The organism is Alkaliphilus crotonatoxidans, assembly GCF_054658015.1.
On sequence record NZ_BAAHXS010000004.1, the window covers coordinates 1,729,839 to 1,742,327 of the forward strand.

Below are 12,489 nucleotides of genomic sequence, written 5' to 3' on the forward strand. Positions count from 1 at the left end.
AAAATATACGTGGGCAGGCCTCCTTTCATGCAGTTTAATTTTTACAGAGACGGTGGAGCAAAAAGGTAGTCATAAAATTGACCCAATGGAATAAACTTTAATAGAATAATTTTAGGACAGGGGGAGACCGATGAGGCTTTTTATACTACCCAAGAAAAATGTGATTTTGGTACTGGTTCTTCTGGTGATTATAGCTGGAATACTGATATATTTTACGGGCTTTAGGGAATTGGCTTTGGGCGTTTTTGCACCTCAAAACAGGGTACTGCCCATCTATAGCGTAGAAACGGAAGAGAAAAAAATAGCCATTAGCTTTGACGCTGCCTGGGGGGATGAGTTCACCGACGATATTTTAGACATCCTCGACCAGTATCAAGTCAAAACCACCTTTTTTTTAGTGGGTTTCTGGGTAGATAAGTATCCTGATTGGGTAAAGGAATTCCACAATCGAGGTCATGAGGTGGGGAATCACTCCTCTACCCATCCCCATATGTCTCAGCTTTCAAAGGAACAAATTAAAAGTGAGCTGCAAGAAACCGGTGATAAAATTCAGGCTATTACCGGAGTACAACCGACAGTTTTTCGTCCTCCCTTTGGAGATTACAATAATTTGTTAATCGAGACGGCCAAGGAGCTGGGCTATTATACCATTCAGTGGGATGTTGACTCTCTTGATTGGAAGGAAATGGGAGTCACCCCTGTGGTGGACCGGGTAACGAGAAATGTTAAGCCCGGGTCGATTGTTTTGTTCCATAACAATGCCAAATACGTTGCAGAATATCTGCCCCTGGTTTTGCAGCGGCTTCAGGAGCAGGGCTATGAAATTGTACCGGTTTCAGAATTAATTTTGAAAGACAATTACACCATCGATCCATCGGGCAGACAAAAATCACTTTAGACCTTGGCCATTGCCAAGGTCTTTTCTGTGCGACAGGCAGTCGCACATTCATAAAAGAAATTTTATGAAATCTTGAGTATTAAGAACAGCGACGACGATACCAATGATGGTAAGAACGAGTCGGGAGTTTGGAAGCTCAAGAGTTCTCGAAGGTGAGAGTCCTTCCCTAGGAGTGCTGATACAACCTAGGAAGCCTAGTCTAGGGCAATATCGTGAGGTGTTGTCTGAAGGAGACGTGGAAAGTCGTGAGACCCATAGGCGGACTAGCAGACCGAAATGCAGAGGTGTGAAGCACAGGTGGCGGGGTAAACTGACGACTATGCGTAAAAAATGGGAAGTCAATAATTCTAATTCAATGAATCAGCCGAATTAAAATAGTTTATCATGTGAAAGTGCTCGGTATGCTAGGAAGGAAAGTGCGGTGACCCTGTGAGATCTCTATTCAAGCCCGAAAGGGGTAGTGGAATATAAGGTTATGCCGAAGTTTCTACTACGGATAGAGAAGTCAGACAGTTCCATAGTACGGGAGTAGGTATTAGGCCAAACTGATACTGAACGGAAGGGAACTGACCTCAGTGGACCTAACTTTAATCATGTGTAATGATAACGGTAACGCTACGAAAGTAAAAACGAACCGAAAGGACACAAGAAAGGTGAAGGATAATAAATGAATCAAGAATTGAAGCTTAAAATGCATAGTATTTATGGACAGCTATTAGTTGAAAGAAAGCTAATGGAAGCATGGAAACAAGTTAAAGAAAATAAAGGCTGTGGAGGTATTGATGGTGAAATCCTCGAAACCTTCGCTGAAAAAGAAGAGGAGAAGATTAATAAACTCCTAATTACCCTAAAAGAGAAAAGCTACGTACCAAAGCCAGTAAAGAGGGTATATATACCAAAGAAAAATGGTAAGAAAAGACCCTTAGGAATCCCAACCATAGAGGATAGGATTGTACAGCAAAGTGTGGTAAATGTCATAAGTCCCAAGTTTGAGAATGAGATATTTCATAAATGGTCATGTGGATACAGAAAAGGATTAGGTGCAGAAAGAACAATGCAGATAATTCTTTGGAATCTAGAAACAGGATACAACCACATATACGACTGTGATATTAAAGGGTTCTTTGACAACATACCACACAAGAAACTGATGAAGATATTGACAAAATATATAGCTGATGGAACTGTCCTAGATATGATATGGAGATGGCTAAAGGCTGGACATATGGAAGAAGGTAAATTCCATAATACTGAATCTGGTACTCCGCAAGGAGGGGTGATTTCACCAATACTTGCGAATATATACCTAAATGAACTGGATTGGGAACTAGATAAGGAAAATATCCGTTTTGTAAGGTATGCTGATGATTTTCTTCTGTTTGCTAAAACAGAAGAAGAAATCAAAAGAGCAGGTGCGGTAGCAAATAGGGTAATAAATGATTTAGGATTAGAAGTATCAATGGAGAAAACAAAATTCGTTAATTTCAACGATGAAAATTTTAATTTCCTTGGTTTTACATTTGAGCATTGGAGGAAAAGAAAGAAAAACGAGAGCTCATACTTCATCGTAAGACCTACCGAAGGCTCAATCAAGGACTTCAAAACTAAATTAAAGGATAAAACGAGGAAAAGCTTAACCCTTAGTACTAAAGCATGGCTGGAAACCTTAAACCCAATAATAAGGGGTAAGATAAACTACTATTTGAACATATCCAAAGCAGTAAAAGCTAATGAAGAATATGGTCAGAAAAGTAGATGTATTCTACAGGCCTTCAGCAAGGAACTACATGCAGTAGACTCCTATGTTAGACAAAGATTAAGGGTAGCAATGATACACAAAAATCCATGTCAAAGAAAAGGCTGGCTTATGACCTCGAAGTGGAATAATGAGTATTTTGTCAAGATAGGGCTTATACCATCCCACTGGTTATATTACAATAAAATGTGGGGGTATACCCTAGAAATGTACCTAGAGAAAATAACGGCCAAAAATAGAGCAAAATTAGAGAAACAAATCAAGAAATTAAAGGAAAAAGGCCAAGAGTATTATACTCATGACCGAGTTTCCAAGATAAATGCTGTTAAAAACTATGCTTAATTCATTTAAAACACGTTGGTAAGCCGTATGCCTTAGTAGGGCACGTGCGGTTTGATAAGGGGGTAGCTATGCAAATAGTTACCCTACTTTATTTTTCCTTATTTCTCCTAGGGCTTTTACTGGAATAGTTTTGACCTACATAAAGCACAATATTAATACATCAATAATTGCAGTAGGAACCGGAGGAGATAAGGAATGATCATTGATGGTGTTCAAGTTAATGGTGTGACCAGTGATTCCAGAAAGGTAAAGCCAGGGTTTATTTTTGTTGCAATTAAAGGCGATCATTCGGATGGAAACAACTTTATTGAAGAAGCTATTGCTGCAGGGGCATCTGTCATCTATACGGAAGGTGATCTACAAGATGAGCGGGTGATCATTAAAAAGGTAAAGGATGCCAGAAAAAAGCTTTCTGAGCTTTGCAATGAATTTTATGATTTCCCGGCGAAAAAGTTAAAGGTAATCGGTGTGACAGGAACCAATGGAAAAACCACCACAACCCATCTGATTCATCACATTTTAAGGGAAAATGGCATTACTGCCGGGCTGATTGGTACCCTGGATATTAAAATAAACGATAAGAGCTATGAAACCACCTTAACCACCCCCATTGCCGAGGAGGTCTATTATTATATGCATAAAATGGTGGAATCCGGCATTAAGGTGGTAGTAATGGAAGCCTCCTCCCATGGATTAAAAAGCGAAAGGGTACATCAAATTGACTTTGATGTAGCAGTCCATACCAATATTGAAAAGGATCATTTGAATTACCATAAGACCTTTGAGGACTATGTTGCTTCAAAGAAAAAGCTCTTTGATCAATTGTCCTCCGGCAGCTATGCCGTCATCAATATAGATGACGAAAATAGCTTGAAGCTCTTGGAAAATAATCAGCGGGCAGTTGTATTGACCTATGGTCTGAATAAAAAATCTACAATAACAGCTTCTTCAATTGATGGCGATGGCGCTATATTTTTTAACTATTGTTTGCAAAGGGGCATCTCGACCCTTTCGGGAGTAGTTATTGATCCCTTTGAGTACCCCATAGAGCTTAGATTAATAGGTGATCATAATGTCTACAATGCCCTGGCAGCCATAAGCTGCTGTCTTTTGTTAGATCTGGATATCGAAAAAATTGCAAAGGCCATCAGAGGCTTTAAAAGTCTGCCCAGACGAATGGAAATAATCTATCAGGATGATTATGTCGTAATTGATGACTTCTGTCATAATCCAGCCAGCTACGAAGCGGTCTTTGCCAGTGTTCAGGGGATGCAGTACAATGATCTTCATATTATTTGCTGTATTCGGGGAAATCGTGGAACAGAAATTAATATGGATAATGCCAGGGTGTTGAAGCAATGGGTGACCTTGTTAAATGTCAAGTCCCTTGTGGTTACTGCCAGCAAGGATTGCACCCAACTAAAGGATGAGGTGGATTACAGGGAAAGAGAGGGTTTTTTGGGAGTACTCAGTCAAGAAAATATTCCATACCATTATGAAGAACGATTACAAAATGCCATTGAAAGGGTAAAGCCACAGTTGAAAAAAAATGATTTAGTTTTGCTTTTGGGTTCCCAGGGAATGGACAAGGCGGCAAAGATTTGGCTGAAGGATACAAAACGTCATTTAAGGCTGAGGGAAGCCAGGGGAGACAATGAATTTTACTTTTACCAGCATAAATAGTTAAATGTTCCGACAGAGATATTTTTTAAAAATATAGGATGTTTTTTCCTATATTTTTTTCTTTCAGAACATAATCTCGTCCTTACTTGAATAATATGTTATAGATTATGTTGAAACATAAGAGTAGAAGGGAGTGTACAGTTTCATGACGGGAAATATGCTAGATAGTAATGTAGTAACGCTGGTGGGGAAAATTATTGGAGAAAAGGAATTTAGCCATGAAATGTATGGTGAGGGGTTTTATAATTACCAGTTGGAAATTCCCCGTTTAAGTGAGGCGAGTGATTATTTGCCCTTGACTATTTCTGAAAGGCTGCTGATTGATTCCAATCTGAGTTCAGAAGATATCGTTAAGGTTGAGGGACAGCTTCGATCCTATAACAAATTTGCCGATGGCAGCAATCGTTTGGTTTTAACTGTTTTTGTAAGGGATTTAAGCCGGATGAATTCCTTTGATGATGTGAAAAACCCCAATCAAATATATCTGGAGGGGTTTATTTGTAAGCCGCCAGTTTACCGTGAAACCCCCTTTGGCCGTGAAATTACCGATTTGTTGGTGGCGGTTAATCGACCCTATAATAAATCAGATTACATACCCTGTATAGCCTGGGGAAGGAATGCCAGATTTTCTGCAAAGCTTGATGTAGGTGATCATATTAGAAGCTGGGGAAGAATTCAAAGTCGCAACTATCAAAAAAAGCTGCCTGACGGTACAGTACTCAACAAGGTGGCCTATGAGGTGTCAATTTCAAAGATGGAGCTGGTGGAAGAGGCCCAGTAATTAATTGTAATCATCATATTTACTTCATTCACATAAGAATAAAAGCTGATTGGAAACGGTATCAATGCTAGGGATACCGTTTCAACAGTTTTTGCCTTTTTTACAGTACGGAATGACTTGTAGTTATTTTGATAATATGTTATATTAAATCCAAAATAATATCAGTACACGGTTTTGATATTAAGCCTACAGGTCTTAGAGGAGGGATATAATGACTCAATATTTGGTACCACTGGTCATTTTACTAATTATTTTGATATCGATTCAATACACCTTAAATAAGATTATTATTCTTTTGAAGGACATCAAGTCAATTTTATTAAAGCAGTATTATGATGAAAACAGATAAAAGGGAGTGTCGTATTGGCCGGTTGCTTTGGCTTAGACACTCCCTGTATAATGTTATAACCGTTTTGCCAGCATGGCAGCAATGGCCTCCAGTAAATCCTGATCGAGCTCATCAAAGGCCCCCAGCTCATCACTGTCAATATCAATTTCACCCAGCACCTGATCCCCCTTCATAATGGGAACAACAATCTCAGAGGCGGTTTCAAGGCTGCAGGCAAGGTAATTATCCTCCTTGGAAACATCCTCCACAATAAAGGTTTCCTTACGTTCAGCGGCCTGCCCGCAAATACCTTCCCCAAATTGAATTTTAAGGTGATCTGTAGGCTTACCCAGGTAATGGCCCAATACCAGCTCTCCCCCTTCAACCATATAAAAGCCGGTCCAGTTGTAATAGGGTATATTTTTATCCAGCAGGGCAACGATTCCGCCATAGACTTGATCCATGTCTTCGGTGGTATCAATTAATTCCTTTGCTTCCCCTTTCAGTCTGTCAAATAATTGCTTCTTAACTGCTTGATCCATATTGCTTGCTTCCCCCTTTGCGAATATACTGAATCTATTTTATCAAAATTTACTCTATACTTCATCATAAAATTTAGCGAATCCCTATTTAAATAAAAGGCCATAGAGCAAATAAAGATAGTTAGCAGCTATACCGGCTATGATGCCTCCGATGGTATGGCTGAGTATGGCCTTGTTGGCCAATTGTCTTACCCTTAAGGCGTCCATCATGCCTACATGGGTGCTTAAATAGCCGCTCCAGCACATGCCCATGGCGGTAAAAACAGCAATGTCACCAGGGCCCACCAGGTTATTATCAATAAAGTTTTTTACCAGCCCCATGGCAGCCCCTACGGCCCCCAAGGAGGTAATGGGAAAGGCCAGGGCCTCAACACTGTCGAAGCCAAATAATGGCTTAATCAGAGGATAAATATATTTTCCAAGCCGGGGAAGCAGGGCGACACCTTCAAAGGCTGTTCCCTGGTAGACCGCTACACCGTTTTCCACGGTACTGGGGCCAAAGGTTAAGATCATAACAATTGTGCAAATAAAAAGTACCCCGGGGATAATGGCAAGACCCATTTCAACTCCATTTTTTCCTCCCTCCAAAATGGCATCAAGGGTACGTTCAAATAGATTGCCAGGCCGTATTTCCCGCTCCGGCATGAAATCGTTTTCACTCTTATTGTTATCATCTGCCAAATTCTTGGCGGTTAAGTCGATATCATAATATTTCTTTGTATGACGAACCATCAGACGCACACTGACAATACTTCCAATCAGGGCTCCTATGTTGCCGATGAGGGCGGGAGCAATGTATTCCTTTCCCAGACCCATCATATAGGTGGTTAAAATTAAACCCATCCCAAAGGCAGTACCTAAATTACACAGAGCGGGTATTTCATAGTTTTTAAAATATTTGATAAAGCCCTTGTCCTTGGCCAAGGATATAATGGCAGGATTATCTGATAGATAGGTGGTGATGGCGCCAAGGGAAGCTGCTCCGGGAATCCCGTACAGGGGCCTCATAATGGGGGAAATGATTCGATTAATGAGTGCCACCACGCCGAATTCTGATAAAAGCGCAGCCAGGGCTCCGGCCAGAACAGCCACTGATAAAATGAAAAAAACCGTATTTAATAACAATTCATGGGCCGTATTCATAATCACATTAAACATAATACCGACGCCCATGGTTTTACCTAAATAACAGAAAACGATAAGAAGTATCAGTAAAAATCCATAGGTTTCCTTTGTCACAGCCTTTTTAGTTCTAGGTAAAGGGCTGGGTAATGGGTCTATTCCTTTTGTTTCTATTGCTTTCATATATACACCTCCTATGTAGAGTCCATAAATATTGTACTACCGAGTGAAAACCTTTTCAATCTGTTTTGTAAAAGAAGACAAAAATGTAAAAACTATCACTCAATAGACAAAATTCAAACAGTAGCTCAAAATAAAGGTTTGTTTGACAAGGTATGCTAATTCCATTAGAATAATAATAACATTACAGTCAAAGATGGAGGGAAAACCAATGGATATAGAGAAAAAGGTGTGGGAAGTGCTGTTGTCTGAGGAGGCCATTATTAAAAGAAACAAGGAGCTAGGTCAGGAAATTTCAGCCGACTATCAGGATAAAAAGCTGCTGGTGGTATCTTTATTAAAGGGCAGCTTTATCTTTACCGCCGATCTGGTAAGGCAATTGACAATACCGGTAAAGATAGAGTTTATGACGACCTCAAGCTATGGCCACGGCCAGGAAAGCAGTGGGGTGATAAAGATTATAAATGACGTGAAAAGTGATTTATCTGGCTATGATGTGTTGGTGGTGGACGACATTACTGATTCTGGTCTGACCATGAAGCACGTAATGGAGCATTTAAAGGCTAAAAATCCTGCCAGTGTCAAATGCTGTGTCTTGCTGGACAAGCCGGAAAGAAGACAAGTAGAGCTGGTGCCGGATTATTTAGGCTTCACTATTCCAGACAAGTTTGTGGTGGGCTATGGCTTGAATTATGGTGATTACTACAGAAATATACCCTATGTATTCGTCGTAACGGATCAAGACCGTTAGTTAAAAATAAAACTCTTTAGAGATGGCGACCTTCTATTTCTATATTTAATATAAGTAAAAGAGAAAGGGCATCTAGCCAAGATCGAATTGATCTATGGCCAGAATGCCCTCTTTTTATTGACTGGCTACTCTGAAACCAGGGTAGAAATGCTGTCAGAAATTGCTTCCATATATTTTTCCAGTTGTTTTAGCTGATCATCCTGGTAGCTTATTTGATAACGGTTAATTCCCAAATTACCACCAGCCCTTTGATGATGGGTGAAAAGAGCATCATGGAATTTAGACAGATCAGCAACCAAGGCCTCGTACCGGTGAAATTCATCGGCTGGAATCTCCTTGCCCTGGGCAAATAATTGGTTATGATAGACTGTAAAGGTTGACAATTCAGCAGTTAACCAATTCAAGCAAGACAACAATGGTTCATTGTCTCCCTTGATAAGCCTGGTATGGTTCAGCTGCTCCGCCAAAAGACCTGTTTGTTTGCTTAAAATCTCTATTCTATCCTTCAGCTCACGAATTCCAGAGACATCGGTTACTGCAAGATTACTTATTTGCTGTATTTGATCTAAGGTCAGCTGATAGCTAATATAGGTTGAATAATTATGGCTGTTCTTCACTTGAATATAACGGTAGGTAAAAAGTCCATTAAAAAAAACAGTGCAAGGAATGGTAGCAGGTAAATCCAACGTTCCCTGCCATGAAGCGAAATGCGTTTTAAGCCAAAAAACAAGGCATGAATTAATATGATCGTTACTAATGTAAAAAAAAGCATAGTATTCCCCCAGTGTTAAACAATACCCTTAATTTTGACACTGTGATTATATTATTTCCTTTATTTTACCATATTAATTATTCCTTGTATTACTGTTTTACTTTTATTAGGTGTACTAATTCAAATCTAACCTCTTAAATCCTCCAATAGCTTTACCTTATCCTCGGTTTTGGCATCCTTTAGCTTAATGATACGGGCTGGCATGCCGGCCACCACCGTATTGGCAGGTACATCCTGGGTAACCACTGACCCGGCAGCCACCACAGCCCCTTTACTGATGGTAACCCCCTCCAATACCACCGCATTGGCCCCAATAAAGACATCATCCTCAATAATAACCGGCTGGCTGCTGGGGGGCTCCAGTACTCCGGCAATGACAGTGCCGGCTCCAATATGTACATTCCTTCCAATGATTCCCCGGGCACCAATTACACAATTCATGTCAATCATGGTATTTTCACCGATTTCTGCACCAACATTGATGACAGCCCCCATCATAATCACTGCATTTTTGCCTATGGTCACACATTCCCGAATGATGGCACCGGGTTCAATGCGGGCCTGGAGTGACATATAATCTAAAAGGGGGATAGCGGAATTCCTTCTGTCATAATCGATATGGACATGTTCTATCTGTTCCTTTTGTGCCTGAATAACCCCTTGAATGATGTCAAATTCCCCCATCAAAATCCAGAATTGTCCCTGACCAAATATTTTGATTGCCTCATTTTTTTCCAGGGAAAGATTACCTTGTATAAAGGCCTTTACAGGGGTTGACTTCTTTGATTCCTTAATGCATTTGGCAATGGACTCAGGACTGTTTAAATCCAGCTTGTGAAGGGGCGACAGGGAATTACTCATTAGTGATCATTCCTTTCTCAATACATGAATGGATTTCTTTTAGTCTATGTCAACAGGCTGTCATAAGTGTTAAAAAGCTGTCGGCTGCTTGGGTAGAAAAGGCACATCTATTTAATTTATATGAGGTAAATCTTCTTTTCATGCTAATAGAAGGATTTTGTGATCTTTAATAACAATAATTTGGAATATACAAGTTGTTAAAAAGGGCAAAACAATATAAAATAGAAGAAATGAGGTATTGATTGCTTGAAGGGAAGTGAAATAGATTGGAATTATTAAATGAAGTAAGGGCGATGCTTACAACCCTTAGGAAGACAAGAAGAGCGCTGCACCAGATACCTGAAATGGGCTTTGAGGAATACAAAACGGCAGAATATATTAAAGGCTGCCTGAAGGAATTGGGAATTCCCTTTGAGGATCAGGTAGTAAAAACCGGAGTAATTGCCCATATTAAAGGTACGGAGGGTAAAAAAACCCTTTGTTTTCGTGCCGATATGGATGCCCTCACTGTGGTAGAAAAAAACGATGTTCCCTATCGGTCGCTTCATGAAAACAGAATGCATGCCTGTGGTCATGACGGGCACATGACAATCCTATTGGGCTTGGCGGAATACCTGACCGCCCATCGGAACCGTCTTAAGCACAATGTTGTGCTGCTTTTCCAACCGGCAGAGGAGGGACCAGGGGGGGCTCAGCCCATCATAGAGGCAGGATATTTAGAAAAATACAAAGTCGATGAAATCTATGGCTTGCACTTATTTCCAGGCTTGCCCGAGGGAACAATTGGACTAAAGCCCGGGGCGATGATGTCCCAGGCAGGTGAATTTGATCTCATTATTAAGGGAAGAAGTGGTCATGGAGCCATGCCCCATACAGCAATAGACAGCATGGTTATTGCGGCAGAGATGATCACCGGCCTGCAGACCATTGCCAGCCGAAGCATTAATCCCCTTGAGCCTGCTGTATTGACCATGGGCAGAATTCAGGGGGGGGAGCGAAGAAATGTTATTGCCAAGGAGGTTGTGTTGGAAGGAACCGTCCGAAGCTTCAGTCAAGAAACCTATGATAAAATTAAAGTCAGGGTGCAGGATTATGCCAAAGGAATGGAGGCCATACATCATTGTGAAGTCGAAGTGGTTTTCAGGGATATGTACCCAGCGGTGGTGAATGATGAGTTGTTAACGAAGGAATTGATTGATTCATTGCCCCGTGAATCCATTAAAATCATAGAACCAATTATGTTGGCAGAGGACTTTTCCTATTATCAAAGGAAGGTTCCGGGAGTGTTCTTTTTTCTGGGCTGCGGCAACGAGAAAAAAGATTATTGCTTTCCACTGCACAGCGATCGCTTTAACTTTGACGAAGAAGTTCTGGGCTATGGCCTGCAGGTTTACATTAACCTGTTAAACAAGCGGGGAGCTTTAATTTAAAATAGGGAGTGAGGATATGCAGCAGGAAAGAAAATTAAAGGTATTAGATGCAAATTTATTATATTTAATAGGAGCAATACTTTTTATACTTATTGGGTCGGTCGTACAATACCGTGATTTGATGTCTGGCCTTTTAATCACCCAATATGTTTTAATTTTATTGCCGCCGATTTTATATTTAGCCCTAAAAAAGGTAAGTATAAAAAAGGCCCTAAGGCTTAATACCCTTCGGCCAAAGCATATATTGTTAATTGCCTTGATTACAATTTTGATGTATCCGGCAGCGGTAGCGGCCAATGCCTTTATGATGTTTTTATTGAGCCTATTGGGTAATTTGAATGTACCAGAATTACCAACGGCAGAAAATGCCCAGCAGTACGTTTTGTTGATGTTCATTATTTCAATTTCAGCAGGAATCTGCGAGGAGGTGTTTTTCAGAGGTTTTGTTTTAAGGGGCTATGAGGCCCTGGGCAAAAACAAAGCCATTATTATTTCGGCAGTGCTATTTGGTATTTTTCATTTTAACCTATATAATTTAATGGGACCCATTGTACTGGGCCTGGTCTTTGCCTACCTGGTAACCCTTACGGATTCCATATTTGCAGGTATGGTGGGGCATATCGTTAATAACGGTTTTGCCGTCACCCTGTCCTTTTTATTGAATTATTTTACGGGGCGTATTGATATGACTGAGGCTGCTGAAACTGCGACGGAGCTTTCGACTTCGGCTTCTCTTTTAATTAGCTGCATTTTATTTGCTGTTATTGCCCTGGGAACGGGATTTTTAGCTCTGCACCTTGTCAATATTATAAAAAGAGATATGAAAAAATCCAAGGAGCTGATGTCAGAAGAGAGAAAGAGCGATTCTGAGGAAGAAATAGAAATAAGTCCAGTCAAAAAGGTTCATGGAGCCAAGTTGAAAGAATATATTCCCCTGCTCCTGGTGGCACCACTGTTTATTTGGATAACTGTCATACAGATTCAAGAAATAATCAGCCTGGGATAGGCCAAAAAAGGGGAAGAGGACTGTGGGGAAACAGTCC

At 40.5% G+C, this 12,489-nt stretch carries 12 protein-coding genes; 8 read left to right on the forward strand and 4 right to left on the reverse strand.

The genetic code is table 11. The features are described 5' to 3' along the window. The first annotated feature begins 130 nt into the window (after window positions 1–130). The 5 genes from ACYQ1I_RS10890 (at window position 131) to ACYQ1I_RS10910 (ending at window position 5,809) form a co-directional block, all read left to right on the forward strand. Entirely contained in the window at window positions 131–898 is a 768-nt protein-coding gene (locus ACYQ1I_RS10890; RefSeq protein WP_459765164.1) for a polysaccharide deacetylase family protein, read from the forward strand. 667 nt (window positions 899–1,565) lie between these two features. Then, window positions 1,566–2,996 carry a group II intron reverse transcriptase/maturase gene (gene ltrA / locus ACYQ1I_RS10895; RefSeq protein WP_459765166.1) on the forward strand — a complete coding sequence of 477 codons (1,431 nt, stop codon included), beginning with the start codon at window positions 1,566–1,568 and terminating at the stop codon, window positions 2,994–2,996. A 195-nt stretch (window positions 2,997–3,191) separates the two neighbouring features. Continuing rightward, entirely contained in the window at window positions 3,192–4,679 is a 1,488-nt protein-coding gene (locus tag ACYQ1I_RS10900; protein ID WP_459765168.1) for a Mur ligase family protein, read from the forward strand. 157 nt (window positions 4,680–4,836) lie between these two features. Beyond that, window positions 4,837–5,460 carry a single-stranded DNA-binding protein gene (locus tag ACYQ1I_RS10905; protein WP_459765170.1) on the forward strand — a complete coding sequence of 208 codons (624 nt, stop codon included), beginning with the start codon at window positions 4,837–4,839 and terminating at the stop codon, window positions 5,458–5,460. Window positions 5,461–5,671: 211 nt separating this feature from the next. Beyond that, window positions 5,672–5,809, forward strand: a complete 138-nt coding sequence (locus ACYQ1I_RS10910) for a hypothetical protein (RefSeq protein ID WP_459765172.1) — start codon at window positions 5,672–5,674, stop codon at window positions 5,807–5,809. Between the two features lie 53 nt (window positions 5,810–5,862). Here ACYQ1I_RS10910 and ACYQ1I_RS10915 read toward each other — a convergent pair whose 3' ends face one another. Together ACYQ1I_RS10915 and ACYQ1I_RS10920 are read right to left on the reverse strand one after the other, a co-directional pair. Beyond that, the gene (locus ACYQ1I_RS10915; RefSeq protein WP_459765174.1) at window positions 5,863–6,330 is read right to left on the reverse strand and encodes a GAF domain-containing protein; all 468 of its coding nucleotides are present in this window, start codon (window positions 6,328–6,330) and stop codon (window positions 5,863–5,865) included. An 84-nt stretch (window positions 6,331–6,414) separates the two neighbouring features. Beyond that, the gene (locus ACYQ1I_RS10920; RefSeq protein ID WP_459765176.1) at window positions 6,415–7,635 is read right to left on the reverse strand and encodes a CD0519/CD1768 family membrane protein; all 1,221 of its coding nucleotides are present in this window, start codon (window positions 7,633–7,635) and stop codon (window positions 6,415–6,417) included. Between the two features lie 208 nt (window positions 7,636–7,843). On the opposite strand from ACYQ1I_RS10920, the gene hpt reads away from it, so the two are divergent. Beyond that, the gene (gene hpt / locus ACYQ1I_RS10925) at window positions 7,844–8,383 is read left to right on the forward strand and encodes a hypoxanthine phosphoribosyltransferase (RefSeq protein WP_459765178.1); all 540 of its coding nucleotides are present in this window, start codon (window positions 7,844–7,846) and stop codon (window positions 8,381–8,383) included. A gap of 125 nt (window positions 8,384–8,508) precedes the next feature. Here hpt and ACYQ1I_RS10930 read toward each other — a convergent pair whose 3' ends face one another. Together ACYQ1I_RS10930 and dapD are read right to left on the reverse strand one after the other, a co-directional pair. After that, window positions 8,509–9,000, reverse strand: coding sequence for a hypothetical protein (locus tag ACYQ1I_RS10930; RefSeq protein WP_459765180.1), 492 nt, complete (start codon window positions 8,998–9,000; stop codon window positions 8,509–8,511). 281 nt (window positions 9,001–9,281) lie between these two features. Then, entirely contained in the window at window positions 9,282–10,016 is a 735-nt protein-coding gene (gene dapD, locus ACYQ1I_RS10935) for a 2,3,4,5-tetrahydropyridine-2,6-dicarboxylate N-acetyltransferase (protein ID WP_459765182.1), read from the reverse strand. Window positions 10,017–10,282: 266 nt separating this feature from the next. Here dapD and ACYQ1I_RS10940 point away from each other — a divergent pair, with 266 nt between their 5' ends. Next, window positions 10,283–11,446: a M20 metallopeptidase family protein gene (locus ACYQ1I_RS10940; RefSeq protein ID WP_459765183.1), complete on the forward strand. Its 1,164-nt coding sequence runs from the start codon at window positions 10,283–10,285 to the stop codon at window positions 11,444–11,446. Between the two features lie 16 nt (window positions 11,447–11,462). Further along, on the forward strand, window positions 11,463–12,452 hold the full coding sequence (locus ACYQ1I_RS10945) for a CPBP family glutamic-type intramembrane protease (RefSeq protein WP_459765185.1): 990 nt from the start codon (window positions 11,463–11,465) through the stop codon (window positions 12,450–12,452). Window positions 12,453–12,489: the final 37 nt, after the last annotated feature.